14 protein-coding genes and 1 tRNA gene are annotated in these 17,920 nt (G+C 63.8%); 8 read left to right on the forward strand and 7 right to left on the reverse strand.

All coding sequences use genetic code 11. From position 1 onward, the window contains the following. Positions 1-135: 135 nt before the first annotated feature. A tRNA-Met gene (locus LK535_RS06505) sits at positions 136-212 on the forward strand. Positions 213-1,275: 1,063 nt separating this feature from the next. On the opposite strand, the gene LK535_RS06510 is transcribed toward LK535_RS06505, so the two are convergent. The 3 genes from LK535_RS06510 to LK535_RS06520 form a co-directional block, all read right to left on the reverse strand. Further along, positions 1,276-1,683 (reverse strand): lipocalin-like domain-containing protein, encoded by a 408-nt coding sequence (locus tag LK535_RS06510; RefSeq protein ID WP_227771105.1) that lies wholly within the window; start codon positions 1,681-1,683, stop codon positions 1,276-1,278. Positions 1,684-1,751: 68 nt separating this feature from the next. After that, positions 1,752-3,188 carry an aldehyde dehydrogenase family protein gene (locus LK535_RS06515; protein WP_227771106.1) on the reverse strand — a complete coding sequence of 479 codons (1,437 nt, stop codon included), beginning with the start codon at positions 3,186-3,188 and terminating at the stop codon, positions 1,752-1,754. 43 nt (positions 3,189-3,231) lie between these two features. Next, the gene (locus LK535_RS06520; protein ID WP_227771107.1) at positions 3,232-4,341 is read right to left on the reverse strand and encodes an NAD(P)-dependent alcohol dehydrogenase; all 1,110 of its coding nucleotides are present in this window, start codon (positions 4,339-4,341) and stop codon (positions 3,232-3,234) included. Positions 4,342-4,507: 166 nt separating this feature from the next. Between LK535_RS06520 and LK535_RS06525 the strand changes: the two genes are divergently transcribed. Beyond that, positions 4,508-6,127, forward strand: coding sequence for an acyl-CoA synthetase (locus tag LK535_RS06525; protein WP_227771108.1), 1,620 nt, complete (start codon positions 4,508-4,510; stop codon positions 6,125-6,127). A 48-nt stretch (positions 6,128-6,175) separates the two neighbouring features. Here the strand turns inward: LK535_RS06525 and LK535_RS06530 are convergent, their stop codons facing one another. The 3 genes from LK535_RS06530 to LK535_RS06540 all read right to left on the reverse strand — a co-directional run bounded on the left by LK535_RS06530 (position 6,176) and on the right by LK535_RS06540 (position 9,427). After that, on the reverse strand, positions 6,176-7,093 hold the full coding sequence (locus LK535_RS06530) for an SMP-30/gluconolactonase/LRE family protein (protein WP_227771109.1): 918 nt from the start codon (positions 7,091-7,093) through the stop codon (positions 6,176-6,178). Positions 7,094-7,344: 251 nt separating this feature from the next. Beyond that, on the reverse strand, positions 7,345-8,970 hold the full coding sequence (locus LK535_RS06535) for a Na+/H+ antiporter (protein ID WP_227771554.1): 1,626 nt from the start codon (positions 8,968-8,970) through the stop codon (positions 7,345-7,347). 172 nt (positions 8,971-9,142) lie between these two features. Next, entirely contained in the window at positions 9,143-9,427 is a 285-nt protein-coding gene (locus tag LK535_RS06540) for a hypothetical protein (RefSeq protein ID WP_227771110.1), read from the reverse strand. 446 nt (positions 9,428-9,873) lie between these two features. Here LK535_RS06540 and LK535_RS06545 point away from each other — a divergent pair, with 446 nt between their 5' ends. The 6 genes from LK535_RS06545 to LK535_RS06570 all read left to right on the forward strand — a co-directional run bounded on the left by LK535_RS06545 (position 9,874) and on the right by LK535_RS06570 (position 16,899). Further along, positions 9,874-10,341 (forward strand): (2Fe-2S)-binding protein, encoded by a 468-nt coding sequence (locus LK535_RS06545; protein WP_227771555.1) that lies wholly within the window; start codon positions 9,874-9,876, stop codon positions 10,339-10,341. Then, complete coding sequence (locus LK535_RS06550; RefSeq protein WP_227771111.1) at positions 10,341-12,674, forward strand: xanthine dehydrogenase family protein molybdopterin-binding subunit; 2,334 nt, start codon at positions 10,341-10,343, stop codon at positions 12,672-12,674. The genes LK535_RS06545 and LK535_RS06550 overlap by 1 nt, the downstream gene beginning before the upstream one ends. After that, on the forward strand, positions 12,671-13,978 hold the full coding sequence (locus LK535_RS06555) for a c-type cytochrome (protein ID WP_227771112.1): 1,308 nt from the start codon (positions 12,671-12,673) through the stop codon (positions 13,976-13,978). The genes LK535_RS06550 and LK535_RS06555 overlap by 4 nt, the downstream gene beginning before the upstream one ends. 356 nt (positions 13,979-14,334) lie before the next feature. After that, positions 14,335-14,916, forward strand: coding sequence for a hypothetical protein (locus LK535_RS06560; protein WP_227771113.1), 582 nt, complete (start codon positions 14,335-14,337; stop codon positions 14,914-14,916). Continuing rightward, positions 14,913-16,259: a PepSY-associated TM helix domain-containing protein gene (locus LK535_RS06565; protein ID WP_227771114.1), complete on the forward strand. Its 1,347-nt coding sequence runs from the start codon at positions 14,913-14,915 to the stop codon at positions 16,257-16,259. Before LK535_RS06560 ends, LK535_RS06565 begins: the two co-directional genes overlap by 4 nt. 115 nt (positions 16,260-16,374) lie before the next feature. Beyond that, positions 16,375-16,899, forward strand: a complete 525-nt coding sequence (locus LK535_RS06570) for a general stress protein (protein WP_227771115.1) — start codon at positions 16,375-16,377, stop codon at positions 16,897-16,899. A 26-nt stretch (positions 16,900-16,925) separates the two neighbouring features. Here the strand turns inward: LK535_RS06570 and LK535_RS06575 are convergent, their stop codons facing one another. Then, positions 16,926-17,879, reverse strand: a complete 954-nt coding sequence (locus LK535_RS06575) for a hypothetical protein (protein ID WP_227771116.1) — start codon at positions 17,877-17,879, stop codon at positions 16,926-16,928. Between the last annotated feature and the right edge of the window lie 41 nt (positions 17,880-17,920).

The following is a 17,920-nucleotide window of genomic DNA, read 5'->3' on the forward strand; positions in this document are numbered from 1 at the left end:
GCGTCGCCAGGCATTGCAGCTTGCGGTTGTACGGTTCTCCCAGAACCCATTCATAACGTCCGTCCACCAAGGACACACCGTCGCCTCCGCCACAACGCGGAGGCGTTCGTGTTTCCAAACGGACACATTTGGTGACGCGGGGTGGAGCAGCCCGGTAGCTCGTCAGGCTCATAACCTGAAGGTCACAGGTTCAAATCCTGTCCCCGCAACCAACACCAACGCCATCCCCCCCCCACACGCGGCATCGGCGGCACCGCAAACAACCGCGAATATGAGTCAGCGCGACACCGCTGACCACACGCACACCGTCCCGGCAAGGTCCGGCGGGGCGCCTCAAACGCGCGACGCACCCGCTGCTCGCTGGCGGAGGACCAATTGCGGTCCGCGACAGCACTCTCCCCCGCTTCGCGTCCGTATAGCCGACGTCTGCAGCAGACCCACTCGAGCGCCTGGCCCTGAGCCGCGTCTTGTAGCTATCTCACACCACCAAGAAGAGCTGTGGCGGTCGGGTCGTGAGCATCGGCGCACCCAATGATGGCACCCGATACCTGCCTCTCTCACCAGCCCGGCGGACCAACGGTTGGCTCTGCAGGCCGACCAACCTCTCACGCCCAACCCCCCGCTCCCGCCTGACAGCCGCGCTGCTGACTCCAGCCGTCACATCGAGCCAGGACCGTAAAGCAGCTCCGGCGCTCATCTATACCGAGGTTTGGAGTAGATGATCACCAACCTAGACGAGCCCTATCGCAGCTTACGGCGCTCGTCTGCCGCCGATGGAGAGACATTCTCTCTGGTTCGAAGTCGGCACAGCGGGTGCCGAAAGCCCCCGACGACTTCTCCCGAGTAGACGCGGGCGTGCGGCTGTCATGTTAACCACCGCAGCGTGCTTGCCCCTTCGGCAGTGTACCGATGAACGTCAGACTGCGGCAGGCGGCATCCGGTGCTAGACTCTGGTAGACCGGGTACTCGGAGGAGGAGCGGTCCGGCGCTTAGAGCCCCTAGACCCTCAAGTTCCGCGAATCTGAACCTTTGCAGCGGCGTTAAAGGTAGCTGCGTTCAGCTTGCGCGCCGCGGAGTCATTCCAGCGGAGAAGTGCCGAGTCATATCAGACGTTGCCGTATTGCCGCCCCGCTGGATCTCTCGCCCGATGCAAGGAATGGACGCTTCTACGAGGCCGCGCCGGGGGATGCCTAGACCAGCGTCCTCAATCCATTGCTCATTCCGCCTGAGGGAGCCGCGATGGCTTATCGGTCGGGAGGGCCATCGCTTCCTCAATCAGCGGTCTGAAGTTACCCGCTTCCATTTCAGCCGAGTGACGTAGGTTTGGCCCGATCTCGATATTTCAAGCTCGGTGATCAGCTCGATTGTGTTGTTGTCCAGCGGCACGATCAGCCGGACGAAGCTGGTCCCCACCCGTGTTGGTTGCGAGGCGAAGAGGATATCGTGAATCACTCTGTCGCCCTCGCGCCGCCACGTGCCCGCATAAGAAAAGAATTGCGTAAAGCTATCTGCGATCGGATCCCCGATAGCGGCCCAGGCGGGATCCATCAGGAACGCGGACATGCGTCCATCCGCGGCATATTGCAGTTGCCCCGCCGGTGGATCACCGAAGGTCTTTCGTTCTTGGTCGCCCCGCTGGTTGACGCAGGAGACGAGCGTCCAGGTACCGAGAAGATCGGTCATGCTTTCCCCCGATATGCCGGGGAAGGGGCGAGTAACCGTCGTCCGCCCGCCCCCTCCTTAACCGCTGCTCAGGCCGCGACGGCTTCCTTGCGCTTTTTGCGCACGATCGTCTGGGCATTGGTATATTCCAAAAGGCCCTCGATCCCGCCTTCGACGCCGACGCCGGACTGCTTCATGCCGCCGAACGCCGCCATCGGCGACAGATGCTGCGTCTCGTTGACCCACACGGTGCCGCTGGCGATGCGCTGCGCGATCTCGAACGCCTTGTCCTCATCATTGCCCCAGACCGAGCCGCCAAGGCCGTAGTCGGTCGCATTGGCGCGCGCGACGACATCATCCACGTCCTCGAACTTCAGGAGCGGCAGGACCGGGCCGAACTGCTCCTCCTGCACGATTCGCGCGTCCTCGGGCGGATTGTCGAGGATCGTCACGGGCACGAAGTAACCCGGCACGTCGGCCTTCTCGCCCCCCACCAGGAACTTGTAGCCCTTGTCCTTGGCGTCCTGGATCAGCTCCAGCACGCGGGCATATTGCTGCTTGTTGTTGATCGGGCCGATCTGCGTGCCCTGTTCGGATCCGTCGCCGACCTTCACCGTCTTGGCATAAGCCACCAGTGCATCGCGCAGCTGGTCGTAGATATCCTTGTGGACGTACATCCGCTTGGTCGCGATGCAGATCTGGCCGTTGTTGCGGAACGCCGCCCAGAACAATTCCTCCGCGACCTTCTCCACGTCCACATCGGGCATCACGATCGCCGCGTCATTGCCGCCCAGCTCCAGCGTCACGCGCTTCAGCGTCGGCGCGGCCGACTCCATCACGCGCTTACCGGTCGCGGTGGAGCCAGTGAAGCTGATCTTGTCGAAACCCGGATGACTCGTCATCCACGGGCCGAGATCGTCGCCGCCGGTGACGATATTGAGCACGCCCGGCGGCAGCAGCTGCGCCGCCAGCTCACCGAATTTCAGCGTCGACAGCGGGGTGAAGGGCGACGGCTTCAGCACCATCGTATTGCCCGCCAGCAGCGCCGGGCCGACCTTGAACATCGCCAGGATCATCGGGAAATTCCACGGCGCGATGGCGCCGACGACGCCCAGCGGCACGTGGCGCGTCTCGCTGTAGCGCTCCTCCGAATCCTCGTTGACGGTGACGGGGAGGTCGAGCTGCGAGGCGGCCATCAGCCAATATCCCGCGCCCATCACCTCGCCCTGCGATTCGGCGTGCGGCTTGCCCTGCTCCTTGGTGAGGAGGCGCATCAGCGGATCGGCATTCGCCATGATCGCCTGGCCCAGCGCGGCGAGCTTCGCCTTGCGCTCGGCGATCGGCGTCGCCGCCCAGCCGGGGTATGCCTTGCGCGCGGCGGCAATCGCCTTGTCCAGATCCTCGCGCGTCGCGTCCGGCACGCTGGCGATCTTCTCTTCATTCGCCGGATTGACCACATCGAGCGTCGCGGAGCCGGTTACCAGTTCGCCGCCGATCAGCATGCGATAATCACTGTCGAAGTTCATCGCGTCTCTCTCCCGATTCTGTTTGCGCGTCACATAACAGAAGTTACGGGATCAATACCACCTTGATGCACTCACCCCGTGCCTGCGCCGCAATGGCGTCGTTGATCTCGGCCAGGGGGAACGTCTGCACCAGCCGATCGAACGGAAAGCGCCCGGCAGCATGATGCGCGATCAGCTCGGGGATGAAGTTCTGCTGATCGCTGTCGCCTTCGATGATGCCATAGATGCGATGCCCCGGAGTCATCAACGCGCTGATGTTGACGGTGATCGACGCACCGGCTTCGCGCGGCACGCCGACCAGCCCGATCGCCCCATGGCTGCCCAGCGCTGCCATGCCCGCCTCGATCACCGAAACATTGCCCGTGGTGTCGAAGGCGAAGTCCACACCTTCAGGCACGAGCGCGCGGATTGTTGCCGCCAGATCGCCCGCCGCTGGATCGATCACATCGGTCGCGCCGAGTTCGCGGCCGACCGCCCGCCGAGTCTCGACCGGCTCCACCAAGATGATAGGCGCACAGCCGCGGATCTTCGCCGCCATCACTGCCGCCAGCCCGACCGGCCCGCCACCGAACACCACCAGCGAGGTGCCCGGCTGACAGTCAAAGGTGCGCATGATCGCCCCGGCGCCGGTTTGAAAGCCGCAGGCGAGCGTGCCCAGCATTTCGAGCGCCGCCGCGCTTCCCTCAACCCTCACCAGATTGCGTGCGCGGGTAATCGCATAGGTGGCAAACGTGGATTGTCCGAAGAAGTGCGAGGCGACCGGCGCGTCGCCATTGGCATAAGCGCGCGATCCGTCCGTCACGCGCATCCCGGCATAATTGAGCGGCACGAAGCTGCGGCAATAGCTCGGCAGACCCTCGTCGCAGCGCGGGCAGGCGCCACAGCTGGAAAAGCCGACGATCACTTTGTCGCCGACGGAAAAGCCTTCCACACCCTCGCCAATCGCGTCGATCACCCCGGCGCCCTCGTGGCCGAACACGGCGGGGAACGGGTAAGTTGCGATCTGATCACGAAAGACAAGGTCGGTATGGCACAGCCCGACGCCCGCGACCCTGACACGTACTTCGCCGGCCTGCGGCTCCTGCACCGTCAGTTCCTCCAGCACGAAATCGGAATGGGGCCCGTGCGCAACGGCGGCGGTGCAGGTCGTCATCCTTGTCTCTCCCCAACTTTTTTCTGTGGTGGAGCCTAAGAGCGCCTCGCGCGAAGTTCAAACGGTCGCATCATTGCAACGACCGCCTGATACCGCCGCGATGGCCGATCGCTTGTAAGCCTCTGGAGCGGAAAGTGCCGGCTATCGCGGCTCCAGAATTTGTAACATGATCCGTTTCCACGAAGCCGGCGCCCGCGTGTCGACCGGCAGGAGGAGAGGGCAGACCATGCTGGTAGGAGATATCCCTGCCATCGCCGCGCATCATGCACCCGATGTCGTGGCGGTGCAGTTCCAGGATCGTGCCGTGACCTACGCCGAGCTGCGCGACAGCTGCTGGCGGTTATCCAATGCGCTGCTCCGGATTGCGGCACCGGGAGATCGGGTGGCGATCCTGGCTGAGAACTGCCCGGAATATGCTTTGTGCTATTACGGCGTGCCCGGCGCAGGCATGGCGCTCACCTTCCTCAATTATCGGCTGAGCCCGGCGGAGCTTGCGTATATCATCGGCAATGCCGAGCCGACGGTGCTGATCGTGGAGGACAAGTTCGTCGCCGCGATCGAGGCGATCCGCGACCGGATCGACGTGCGTACCATCATCACAATCGGCGTGCCCTCCGCCGGCATGCTGAGTTTCGACACTTTGTTGGCCTCGGGCGAGCCGGTGCCGCCGGACGTGACAGTTGCGGACGACGACCTTGCCTGGCTGCTGTACACTTCAGGCACGACCGGGCTGCCGAAGGGCGCGATGCTGAGCCACCGCAACGTGATTGGCGCAGTGATGAATTCGCTCGTCAGCTGGGATCGCGACGATGGCGAGGTGAAGCAGCCCGTCTACATGCTCACCTTTCCGATGTATCACGTCGCCGGCTATGCACTGCTGATCCAGCATCTGCGGGCGCAAGCTGTCGTGCTGATGCAGAATTTCGATCCGGAAATCCTGTTCGCGACAATCGAGCGCCATGGCGTAACGGCGACCTCGGCCGCACCGACGATGATCGCCATGCTGCTCGATCATCCGGCCATGGAGCGCTACGATCTCTCCTCACTGCGCAACATGGGATATGGTGCCTCTGCCATGCCCGCGGCGGTGCTGCGGCGCGCTCGGGAGCGGTGGCCGAATGTGCGCTTCGCGACAGGTTTCGGCATGACCGAGCTTGCCGGTAACGTGATGGTACTGACCGCGGAGGAGCATGACCGCGCGCTGGACGAGGGGCTGCCTATCCTCAACTCTGTGGGGCGGCAGATGCTGCTGTCGCAGGTGCGCGTAGTGACTGAGGATGGCCGCGACGCAGCGCCGGGGACGGAGGGCGAGATCCTGGTGCGCGGCGATCAGGTGCTGTCAGGCTATTGGCGCAATCCCGAGGCGACGGCCAAATCCTTCACCGGTCCATGGTTTCACACCGGCGATGTCGGCCGCTGGAACGAGGATGGCTATCTGTGGATCGTTGATCGCAAGAAGGACATGATCGTTTCCGGCGGGGAGAACATCTATCCGCGGGAGGTGGAGGAAGTGCTCTACCGCCACCGGGCGATCCGCGAGGCGGCGGTGATCGGCGCAGAGGATCCGACGTGGGGCGAGCAAGTGGTGGCGATCGTCTCCTGCCGGTTGGGCGAAACGACCACCGCGACGGAGCTCATCAGCTTCTGCCGCGAGCATATCGCCAGTTACAAGAAACCGCGCGCGGTAGTGTTCGTCGAGGAACTGCCGAAGAACGCCTCGGGCAAGGTGCTGAAACGCGAACTGCGCGAGCGGCTGGCCGCCGGCGTGCTGGTGCTGGAACGATAGGTCCGGGCCGGGCGGAGCACCGCCGAGCGGCGCCCCGCCCGTGCGGTCTCAGGCGTTATAGGCGAGCTTCAGGCCCGGTCGCGGCCAGCGCGCCTTGTACAGCTTACCCGTGCCCGAACAGGTGATCCAGGCCGTGCGCATGTCATCTCCGCCGAAGCAGATGTTGGTGGTGATCGGATCGGGGAAGGCGAAATGCTCCGATGAACCATCGGTCGGATCGAATGCGGTGATGCCGCCGTTCACGATCGTCGCGACGCAGATATGCCCGTCCGCCTCCACCGCGAGGCTGTCGAACAGCTGATAGCCGGGCAGCGGACCGTACACCTTGCCCGCCACCCACATGTCCTGGGGTGTCGCGAGCTGGCCCGGCCCAGCGATCTCGAACGCCCAGAGGCGGCCGGTTGTGGTCTCGGCGACATAGACGGTCCTGCCGCTGGGCGAGAGGCCGACGCCGTTGGGTGTCACCATGCCCTCGCGCACCCGCACGATGTGTGAGCCATCAGGCCTGGCGTAGAGCAAGTGGCCGACCTGCGTGACGTCGCCATTCCCCTTGCCGAGATCGGTGAACCAGAAGCCACCCTCGCGATCAAAGACGATGTCGTTCGGGCCGCGCAGCGGCCGGCCGTCGCACTCGGTGTACAGCGTGGTCACCTCGCGGGTCGCAAGGTCGATGCGCTGGATCGAACCGGTTTTGTAATCGGCCGGCGTTCCGTGCGGCGCGAGCATGCCATCCTCGCGCTCGATCCACTCGAAGCCGCCGTTGTTACAGACATAGACCGCACTGTCCGGGCCGATTGCAGCGCCGTTCGGGCCGCCGCCGAGTTCAGCGATCACCTCGCTCGTGCCATCCGGCCGCACCCGTGTGAGCGTCTGCCGCTTGATCTCGACCAGGATGATCGAGCCGTCGGCCATGGCGATCGGACCTTCGGGAAACAGCAGGCCATCCGCTACCAGTTCGATCTCCATTCTTCCTCTCCTCCGGCACGCGCCTTCGTTCGAGACGCTGTTGATCATGGGCGTTAATCAGTGCCCCACCTGCACGGCGCGGGATCATGCCCCGATCAGGCGTCAGTGCCAAATGCTACAGCCGCTCGCGGGGCAATGCGGCAGCGACGCAGAAGGTGTAGCCTGTTTTTGAATGTGGCCGGCGATCTCATTGAGGTTGCGGGAGCCAGGCGGGCAGCGTTCCGCCCGTGTCCACGGCCCCCACTTTCGACTCAGCCGGCGTAGCGCGCTTCCAGCAAATCGAGCTCGCGGATCAGCTTGCGCGCGGTGTCCGTGCCCACTTCCCGCCGGCGCCGCATCCCATAGATCGCGGTCCGCTCCGCCTTCAGCGCCGCGAGTCTCAGTTCGCGGCCAATGCTGTGAAGCTCGCGGCGCTCCTCGATGGTCGCAGCGTTGCTCTCCAGGCGATCGATGCGCTGGCGATAGAGATCCATCACGTCAGCGGCCATGGAGACATAGATGTCGGCGTCCCGGCGACCGCTTCCCATCCGATGTTCCAGCTCACCGATGGCAACGATTGCCGCCTGGGCGGCTGCAATCCGCGCACGATCCTCTGCATCTCCTGCCTCGGCTTCGGCGGGCATGTTCAAGTCTCGGAGAAGCCAGGGCAAGCCGATGCTGGCGATCACCAGCGACACGATGATCACGCCCATGGCGAGCAGAATAGCCAGATCGCGGGCCGGGAACGGTTCGCCGCTCGCCATCGCAAGCGGCAAGGTCAGCACACCGGCCAGGGTGATGGCACCGCGAACACCCGCGAACGACATGGCCGCGACGATCTTCCAGTCCGGCCGGATCTTCTCGCCCCGACGGCGCAGGGTCAGGCGGAAAGACACCCACACCCAGGCAAAACGCAGCGCGGCAAGGCCGAGATTGATCGCCAGCACATAGATCAGCAGCCAGCCGGGCCCATGGTGCCCGGTCAATTGCACGGTTTCCGTCGCGCTCATCAGGATGACCGGCAATTGCTCGCCTAGCAGCACAAAGATCGTGCCGTTTGCGGCAAACTGGATCACGTCCCACACCGTGCTGCGGCGGATGCGTGTGGTGGCCAGCGCATGGCCGCGTCCTTCCACCCAGCCCATGGTGAGGCCGGCGGACACAGCGGCGAGAATGCCGGAGCAGTGGAAATGCTCGGCCAACAGATAGGCGCCGAACGGGATCAGCAGGCTGATGAGGATCTGCGACGCGCTTTCCTCGCCCAGCTTGTCACTGACCCATTCCTTCATCCGCGCCACGGCCCAGGTCACGCCAACGCCGATCGCCAGTCCGCCGAACGCGAGCCAAAGGAAGTTGAGCGATGCGTCGCCCAGCGAGAACGTGCCCGTGAGCGCCGCGGCAATGGCAAAGCGGAGGCACACCAGCCCCGATGCGTCGTTCAGGAGCGACTCGCCTTCCAGGATGTGCATCATCCGCTTGGGGATGGGCACCCGCTGCGCAATCGCGGAAACCGCAATGGGGTCGGTTGGTGACACCACTGCGGCAAGCGCGAACGCCACTGGCAGCGGCATGGCCGGGATCATCCAGTGGATGAAGAAGCCCATGCCCACGACGGTGAGCAGCACCAGGCCCAGCGCCAGCTCGACGATGGTGGCGGCATCCTTGAACAGCTCCTCGCGCGGGATGCGCCAGCCGTCCAGGAACAGCAACGGCGGAAGGAAGAGGAGGAAGAAGATTTCGGGGTTCAGCGTTACTCGCCAATCCGCGGCGAGGCCGATCAGGGCGCCCAGTGCGATTTGCACCAATGGTCGTGGCACGTTGAGCGGAAGGAGGCGCGATAGAACCCCGCTGAGCACCACGGCAAGCAGCAGGAAGAGAATGATCGTAATGGTTTCCAGTGTTCCGCCTTTCACGTGTCGGGACGTGGGCGGACACCTAGCCAGCTTGGCGGGTGGTGAGTACCCTCTTGGTCAGTTCCCGCTGTCTTTTGGAGCCGCGGAGCAGAGGACCGGGTGGCGGTGGAAGCTCTTCTCTAGGGATCACGGGCGATCGTTCAATCGCCTCGCGTGATCAGGCGCTTGCCGAGCCGGCGGTGATGGTGGTGATTTTCGGCGCGGGCGCGCAGCCGCATCGCTGGACGTCGTGCATCAACATCTCTCCGGTTGCGACCACGGCGAACGTACGAGCATCGACATATCGTACCGGCTCGCCATCCGGCAATGCGGCCCAGCTTGCGCCGCGGTACAGGCTGGTCCCTCCCTCGCCCTGGGTGGTGAACACGTGGCAATGCTCGATCACGTACAAGGGTGTGCCATCGTCCCCGGTGCAGCGATGCCGGGCCAGTTCCTCGATCATCGCGCCATGCTTTCGACGGTGCGTACAGATCGCGCACGCTGAGGTGGTTGTCCGCTCGGGGGACGGAGATGTTGTTCCATTGTACGGCTGCCACTTGTTCGAGGTCGGCTCGCTCAGACGGCGCGCCGAAAGACCGGATCCTGTTACCCCCGAGCTCGACCGGCCATGCCGGACGAGCCGGGGCTACTGGCGCGCGGCCAGTTGCCCCCCGTGGTGGCGAAAACGCGGATAGGTCGCGGGTGCGAACATGCGTCAAAACTGATCGCGCAGGGGCGTCAAGTCAAGGAAGCCCCGCCCGGGCTATGGGAATGGCGGCACGCAAATCGCCTGAAATCACGATCGTTTAGGGTCCGCAGAGCACTTTCAAGGAAATTACGCGGGGTGCCGAACCAGTTGCGCTCAGCAACGTTTATGTCCCTTACGCGCCAGGCAGGGAAGCGCTGATGATCTTCAACCTTCAGGTGAATGGCACGCCTCGAGCGGTTGACGTGCCCGCGGACATGCCGCTGCTTTGGGTATTGCGCGACGTCGTCGGCCTCATGGGGACGAAATATGGCTGCGGCATCGCCCAGTGTGGGGCCTGTACGGTTCACCTGGATGGAAAGCCGGTGCGATCCTGCGTGTTGCCGGTTTCAGGTGTCGGCACTCGAGCCATTACCACCGTGGAAGGGGTCGGCGAAACGCCGCAGGGCAAGGCGGTGCAGGAGGCTTGGCTTGCCATTGAAGTGATTCAGTGTGGCTATTGCCAATCGGGTCAGATCATGTCGGCAGCGGCGCTGCTTGGCCGAAATCCGCGGCCGGATGATGCTGCCATTGACGCGGCCATGGCCGGCAACATCTGCCGCTGCGGCACCTATCCGCGCATCCGCGCAGCCATCAAGCGAGCCGCCGGTCTGCCGACGGAGCACGTCTGATGCCCGCCGCCCGCCGCGGCCCGGCGTATGGCCTGCTGGACGCGGGCGACCTGACCGACACATCCCGCCGCCGTTTTCTCGTCAGCGGCGCGCTCATGATGGGCTTTGCCGTGACTGGCAAGGCATGGGCCCAGAACAAAGGGCGGGGCGAACAACCGACGTTGCGCGCGATCACGCCCGGCGGTCCGGAGCAGGGCGCCGCCTTTCAGGGGTTTGCCCCCGGTGGCTTCATCCGCATTCCGCGCGAGGGCAAGGTATCCTTCATCATCCCCTCCGTCGAAATGGGGCAGGGGATCTACACCGGCGAAGCCATGATGATGGCGGAGGAGCTCGAGCTCGCGCTGGAGCAGATCGAGGTTGTGCATGCCCCGGCCGATGAGAAACTGTACAGTCAGCCGATCCTGAAAAGCCAGGCGACGGGGGGCTCCACCTCCATCCGCGGCGCGTGGAAGCCGATGCGCCAGGCGGCGGCGGCGGCGCGGACCATGCTGATTGCTGCGGCTGCCGAACGGTGGCGCGTTGCACCCGACCAGTGTTTTGCCGATCAGGGCCGGGTTTATTGCCGCACGAACGGGCTCTCGCTTCCTTATGGCGCGCTCGTCGACGCGGCCGGCGGACGGCCCGTGCCGCAGGAGGTGCCGCTCAAAACTCCCGGGCAGTTCAAACTGATCGGCCGGTCAAAGCAGCGAGTGGACACGCCGGCGAAGACCAATGGCACCGCCGTGTTCGGCATCGACGTGCAGGTGCCCGGCATGAAGGTCGCGGCACTGGCGATGTGCCCGGTTCAGGGTGGCCGCGTGAAAGCGATCCAGGACCGCGGTGTGAAGCAAGTGCCCGGCGTGCTTGGCGTACTCAGGATCGACGATGCCGTCGCAGTCGTGGCGGACCATTTCTGGGCCGCGCAGAAAGGGCTTCAGGCGCTCGACGTCGAATGGGATCTGGGCCCCCTTGCAACTCTCCAGTCCAATCACGTCCGCGACCGGCTGGTCGCTGCTGCCGAGAACGGGAAGCCGGTGCTCGGCCGCTCGGTCGGGGATGCGGATGCAGCCCTTCGCGGGGCTCGTTCAACCGTGGAAGCGCGCTACGATCTTCCGTTCCTTGCCCACGCGACAATGGAGCCGGTGAACGCCACCGTCCACGTTCGCCCCGATAGCTGCGATGTGTGGGTCGGAACGCAAGTGCCCGCCGCCGCTCAAACGCGCGTTGCCAAGACAGTCGGCCTGCCGCCGGAGCGGGTGTTCGTTCACAATCAATATCTCGGCGGCGGCTTCGGGAGGCGGCTTGTTCCCGAACACATCGTGCAGGCCGCCCTGTTCGCCAAACAGGTGCCGTTCCCGCTCAAGGTGATTCAAACGCGCGAGCAGGACATCCGCCATGATCTGTTCCGTCCGGCCTATCACGATCGGCTGTCCATGGGTCTGGACGCAAAGGGCATGCCCGTCGTCTTTACCGATCGTGTGACTGGTGGCTCAGTGCTGGCGGACGGCAGCTTTCTTGAGGAGGGGCTACCGGAAGGTACGTTGGACAGTGACGCTGTCGAGGGAGTCGCGGAGACGCCTTATGCGATCCCGACCGTTCGCGTGGACTGGATTCACGAACGATCGCCGGTGAAAGTGAACTGGTGGCGCGGCGTTGGCCCAGCGGCCAATGTGCATGTTCTGGAAAGCTTTATCGACGAATGCGCCCATGCCGCGGGGCAGGATCCGGTGGTCTATCGGCTGAAGATGCTGCGCAACAATCCTCGTGGCCGAAATGTGCTGAAGATGGCCGCCAGGGAGGCGAAATGGGGCTCTTCGTTGCCGCCACGGACTGCCCGGGGTGTCTCGCTGCACCAGAGTTTCGGCAGTTACGTCGCGCTGATCTGTGAAGCGCACGTCACCCCGGTCGGCGAAATCGAGTTGCGCGGCCTGACGGCGGTGGCCGATGTCGGGGTCGCGATCAACCCGAACAGCGTGATCGCCCAGATCGAAGGCGGCGTGATCTTCGGCCTGTCGGCGGCGCTGTACAATGAAATCACTTTCACCGACGGGCGTGTCGATCAGAGCAATTTCAACGATTACCGACAGATGCGCATCAACGAGGTGCCGCCCTTCACCGTCAAGCTGATGGAGAGCGAGGCGGAACCCGGCGGTATCGGGGAGTCCGGCACCGTCTCCGCAGCGCCTGCACTGGGCAATGCGATCTTCGCCGCCACCGGCATCCGTTTGCGCAGCCTTCCCTTCCGACGCCAGGAACTGATGGAAAAGGGTGCCGAGAAAAACATCATTGCCGGCACGGCAGCCGTCGCGGGTCTGTCGGCGATGTTGGCGGGTGACGCGGGAGAGCAGGCATGAGGCGCTGGCTCCGTATCTCTCTGGGGATATTGGGGATCCTGCTTGTCGGGGCCGCCCTTTTCTTCTTCCTCCCAGCCCGCCTCGACCCCGTTCAGGCTAGTGTTCGTCAGCCACGCGGCGCCGCGCTGATCGAACGCGGCCGATATGTCGCGACCGCCTCGGACTGCGTTGCGTGTCACTCCGTGCCGGGCGGGCGCCCCTATGCCGGTGGGCTTGCGTTCAATTTGCCGTTCGGCACCATTTTCTCCTCGAACATCACGCCGGACCGGCAGCACGGTATCGGCACCTGGACAGATGCGGAGTTCGTGCGCGCCATGCGTCACGGCGTCGATGACCAGGGGCGAGAGCTGTATCCGGCCTTCCCCTACACCGCTTATGCTAACCTTAGCACCGACGACATTCTGGCGCTCCGGGCATATCTCAACACATTGGAGCCTGTGGCGAAGCCGGTTCAGGCGAATGGTCTGCGCTTCCCGTTCAACCAGCGCTATCTGATGCGCGCCTGGAAGTTGCTCAATGCCCCGCAACATCCTTGGCAACCCGATCCCCAGCGCTCGGCGGAGTGGAACCGCGGCGCCTATCTGGTGGAGGGTGCGGGGCATTGCGCGGAATGCCATACCCCGCGCAACTTCATCTATGGTCTGGTGCGGAGCCAGGCCTATGCCGGTGCCGTCACGCAGGGGTGGAAGGCCTACAATATCACCTCCGACCCAGAGAGCGGGATTGGCAACTGGAGCGTCGACGAACTGGCGCGATATCTGGGTACAGGACACGCGCCGGGACGCGGTGCTGCCAGTGGATCGATGGGGGAAGCCGTCAGTCTGAGCTTGAGCAAGCTCACACCTGCCGATTTGCGGGCGATGGCAGTCTATCTGCGGTCCCTCCCTCCCAAAAATACCGAAGCTGCCGCGCGAGTTGAGCGAAACTCGCCAGCGATGGCGGCTTCCACCCTGTACAGCCCCGGGCAAGCCGCCGCCCACGGCAACGTGCCAGGGCTTCGGCTGTACGAAAGCGCATGTGCGAGTTGTCATGGCTGGAACGGCGAGGGTGTACAAAGCCGGTATGCGTCGCTGCGAGGCGCTCAGACGGTCAACGATCCAGAGGCTACGAATCTGATCCAGGTCATTCTGCGGGGCACGTCGATCGAGACGCAATATGGCCATGCGACGATGCCGGCTTTTGGTGCCTCATTAAGCGACGCGGAGGTCGCCGCTCTCTCCAACTACGTCCTCCAGCACTTCGGGAACAAGCGCCCGTCGGTCACGCCCGAACGCGTGGCCCGAGCCCGCGCGGAAGGGCGCTGAACGGCATTCAGGCAGCCCAAGGTGATACCCGTCAAGATCGTCGTTCGTTAGAATGACCGGCGAACTCTCGCGCGCACGCCTCCTGATCGCTCAAGTGCTATTGCGAGCCATTCACAACTTCGTTAGGTCCGTCGCGCGATGACACGGTGCGAAAGCGGAGTTCCGCTGCCGTCGGTGTCTCTGTCGGGTCGAAAAAGGACGAAGAACAGTCGTGAGCTTTCACCGCATGTTGCTGCTGCTCCCCACGGCCGGTCCGATGAGCTGCCCCCGAGGAGTGAGCGGATACACATCCTTGCCTCCTCATTGGCAGCGGCTCCGTCAGCCCGCCACAGATGCAATGGCGCTTGCGTCCTTCGATGGCTGCTGAAGCTCTTCTTGCCAGCGCAGCGGCCGCGTCCACGGCGGGGGTGGGTCTGCTCCGGTTCGCATGGTCACTGCCGAGGCGATCTCTCGTCCTGAACAGCCTCGGCTGGGCCGCGGTGTTTCTCGGCTGCGTCCTCGCTGGCGCGCATTCCGGGGCCTGGGGCATCTCCATCGCGACCATGTTGGGGATGGCGGCGGCATTAGTCCTGCTCGCCTATGCGGCTGTTGCTTCGCCGTCATCTGCCGGGCCGAAGGTGTCGAACCGACGCGTCAGGATGCTTCCGGAAGGAAATGAGCCGCTCCATCTTCGCAGGCGCATCATCACCTTCCTGATCATCGCAGTGGCGGCGCCAGTTGTTTCAACCATCATCGCGGTGGGTGCACGTGTTCTTGCGATGCGCGTTGGAACGGGAGAGGCGAACGCGAACGTGATCGCGCTTGCAGTGATGCCTCTCGCCTGGACGGCGCTCAGCCACGTTTTGCTGATGCAGGAAGAGCGTTCCACCCAAGTCAAAATGCTAATGATCTGGGCTGCTATCGGCAGCCTCGGCGTGATCCTGGAGCTTGTCGGATGAGCCTCGCGCCGGACAATGCAACAGTCAAACGCGCACTTTCCGTGCATGCAGCCATCGGCCTCGTCGCCAGTGCGCTGCTGTATCTGGTGAGCTTATCGGGCGCCGTCGCAGTCTTCTATCAGGAGTGGCAGCGGATCGAACAGCCCGACGCCCCGGAGATGACGGCGATCGGCCCCGCGGCGGTACAGCGGGCTGTTGAGGCAGTTCTTGCAACTGAGAAGGGCAAGCCGCCCACCACTCATCTTTATGTGCATCTCCCGGTGGAGCCTCTGCCGCGCGCGACGATCACGACCGACACCCAGGCGTTCCACGTCGACCCATCCGGCAAGATCGCGGGCCCGGAAGAAATCGCCTGGTCCGACTTTCTCGTCGAGCTTCATTATACGCTTAACCTGCCGGCTGTTCTCGGGATCACCATCGTCGGGGGATTGGGCGTGATGATGCTCGCCTTGTCGCTGTCCGGCGTGGTGGCGCATCCTCGCATTTTCCGGGATGCCTTTCGGCTGAGGGCGCGCGACAAAGGTGGCATTGGTCTTGCGGATTGGCACAACCGGCTGAGCGTCTGGACCCTTCCTTTCACGGTCGCGATCGCCTTCACCGGCGCCTTGATCGGCATGGCGTATGTCACGGCGTTCGGTCTCGCAGGGACGAGCTACCAGGGCGATATGGAGGCGGTCTACGCACCGATCTTCGGCGCTGAAGGCCAGCCGGATAAGACTGCGGCGCCACCGCCCAACGTTGCGGCGGCAATGGAATATATGCGTGATCACCACCCGGAGGTGGAATTGACCTACGTTACCTTGCACGATCCCGGTACGGCCGGGCAGCACGTCCAGGTGCTCGGGGAACACCACAGGCGCCTGATTTTCGGAGAATATTACACCTTCGACGCGCAAGGGCGCTTTCACCAACGTGCCGGCCTTGCCGATGGTGCGATTGGTCAGCAGGCTGCGGCTTCCAATTACCGGCTGCACTTCGGCAATTTCGGCGGTTTGCCAGTGAAGGTCGCTTATTTCCTCTTTGGTCTGGTGCTGACCGCCATCTGCGCGACGGGCACGTACATCTGGCTTGGCAAACGGGAGCGCCGAGGGGTGAACGAACCGCGCCTGCGGGCCGCCTGGGACGCCACAATATGGGGTACGCCGCTCATGCTGGGGGTCACGTTTCTGCTTCGGCAGGTGATCGGCAATGATGCGCCGCTCGCGCTCATCTTCTGGTTGGGAATGTCGGCGCTTGTAGCCGCTGGCTGCTTGATCACATCGCGCGATACGCTTGCGAAGGCGCTCCAACTCGCACTGGCCGCAACCCTCGCCCTCATCCCGATCGTAATCTGGATGCGCTAGGGCTCAGGCTACGATCGTCGTTAACAAGTTGATAACCATGAATATACCGGAACGATAGTCGTGCTGATGGGCTTCTATTCCAAGCATTGCGAACCTTTTCGCAAAAGGAGGGATGATGAACGCCAATCTTGTGTCAGCCGTGTTTGACAGTCATGCAGAAGCGGAGCGTGCCGTCGCCGAGTTGCGTAGCAGCGGCATCTCCGACGATGCGATTTCCGTTATTGCTAGGCATGATGGTGACGGCACCTCGGATGAGGGCAGCGGTGCGGGCAGCAAGGAGTTCATCGGCAAGGTCGCGGCAGGTGCCGGCATCGGCACGCTTCTAGGCATCGCCGCTCTCGCCATTCCGGGTGTCGGCCCGCTCGCAGCCGCTGGTGCCATCGCGTCTTCAGCGGTCCCAGGTATGGCGATCACCGGTGCCGCCCTGGGCGGGGCGGCAGGCGGGCTCGAGAAAGTGATGACCGACCACGGCGTCAGCCATGAGGACGCGAGTTACTACGGTGGCCGGGTCAACGAAGGCGGCGTTTTCGTCTCGGTTGACACTGGTGCGGGTGGCTTGGCTGCAGATCAGGCCGCCGAGATCCTTTATCGTGCCGGCGGCCACAGCGCTGCGCGCCCCAGGGCAGTCGGCACCGTCTGATCGCCTTAAGCCAGGTTGAACAATGTTCAAAGGCGGGCCGGAGCTCTATCCGGCCCGCCCGGCTTTACCTGATCATAGCCGAACGCGGAGACCAACGCGGCAAGTTGGCGATCGTTACCGCCCGTGCTGTTCTCGCCCCATAACGCCACCGCCTGCGTGCCAACGACGTATCGATACTCCTTCATCTCGCCAGCGCATCTCGTCTTGGTGCCGAGCCGGCGGCCCATCCACCAGAACCAAAGATCATCGCCTTGAGGGGCAAGCTGCATGAACATGTCAGCGCGCAGCACATCGGCATGCAATGCGCCCGGCGGGTAGAGAACGCCTCCCGCACCCACCGCCAGCAGATCATCCGCTGGTTCGAAGGCCGACCCATCGTTTAAGTTCAGCTCCCAGGCCAGGTACGGCTTGAAGCCTTCTGTGTCGAAGCCAATCCGATGCGCACGTCGGCACACGATGGAGGGATCTACGGGACTGTAGCCGTCGACCAGCACTCCGAGCCAATCCGGCGGGTAGATGATGTCGTCATCCGCAGTTGCGATGAAGGCATGGGGAAACGCTTCAAGGGCAGGCACCAATTTCTTGTAGGATCGAATGTCAGCGGAGAAGCGTATCTCCAGCCCCCTGTCGCGCAGCGCCCACACCGCGCGTGGGATGGCATCACGATCGCGCTCGGCTATCCACAAGATCGTCCGGTCGGCTTTAACATCCTGCTCCAGCAGCGATCGCAACGTGTAGTGAAGCGAGCGAAAGCGCCGGGGATAGGAGGTCACCGACACGATCAGCTCGCTTGCCAATCCGTGTGGGCGACCGGGCGGCTGCCAGACCGGCAGATTGGCCCAGATCAGCTGCCGGACTTCGTCGATGCGCCGCCGAGCCGCTGGTCGCGCGCGCTGCAGCAGATCGAACAAAGGAAGCGATCGCTTCAAGTTGGCAGAGGTGTCGCTGATCGGCCTTGGGGCAATAGCCTGTTTGGTCATCGCTTCTCAGGATATGGTCCAGGCGAGAACCTTTCATCCCG

The sequence above is a fragment of the Sphingomonas sp. IC4-52 genome (assembly GCF_020707225.1).
GTDB lineage: Bacteria > Pseudomonadota > Alphaproteobacteria > Sphingomonadales > Sphingomonadaceae > Sphingomonas.

Excerpts from the sequence above, each read along its gene's own strand:
- LK535_RS06570 (WP_227771115.1), top strand. The coding sequence starts at position 16,375 with ATGAACGCCAATCTTGTGTCAGCCGTGTTTGACAGTCATGCAGAAGCG.
- LK535_RS06510 (WP_227771105.1), bottom strand. The coding sequence starts at position 1,683 with ATGACCGATCTTCTCGGTACCTGGACGCTCGTCTCCTGCGTCAACCAG.
- LK535_RS06550 (WP_227771111.1), top strand. The coding sequence starts at position 10,341 with ATGCCCGCCGCCCGCCGCGGCCCGGCGTATGGCCTGCTGGACGCGGGC.
- LK535_RS06540 (WP_227771110.1), bottom strand. The coding sequence starts at position 9,427 with ATGATCGAGGAACTGGCCCGGCATCGCTGCACCGGGGACGATGGCACA.
- LK535_RS06560 (WP_227771113.1), top strand. The coding sequence starts at position 14,335 with ATGGCTGCTGAAGCTCTTCTTGCCAGCGCAGCGGCCGCGTCCACGGCG.
- LK535_RS06555 (WP_227771112.1), top strand. The coding sequence starts at position 12,671 with ATGAGGCGCTGGCTCCGTATCTCTCTGGGGATATTGGGGATCCTGCTT.
- LK535_RS06530 (WP_227771109.1), bottom strand. The coding sequence starts at position 7,093 with ATGGAGATCGAACTGGTAGCGGATGGCCTGCTGTTTCCCGAAGGTCCG.
- LK535_RS06565 (WP_227771114.1), top strand. The coding sequence starts at position 14,913 with ATGAGCCTCGCGCCGGACAATGCAACAGTCAAACGCGCACTTTCCGTG.
- LK535_RS06520 (WP_227771107.1), bottom strand. The coding sequence starts at position 4,341 with ATGACGACCTGCACCGCCGCCGTTGCGCACGGGCCCCATTCCGATTTC.
- LK535_RS06575 (WP_227771116.1), bottom strand. The coding sequence starts at position 17,879 with ATGACCAAACAGGCTATTGCCCCAAGGCCGATCAGCGACACCTCTGCC.
- LK535_RS06525 (WP_227771108.1), top strand. The coding sequence starts at position 4,508 with ATGATCCGTTTCCACGAAGCCGGCGCCCGCGTGTCGACCGGCAGGAGG.
- LK535_RS06515 (WP_227771106.1), bottom strand. The coding sequence starts at position 3,188 with ATGAACTTCGACAGTGATTATCGCATGCTGATCGGCGGCGAACTGGTA.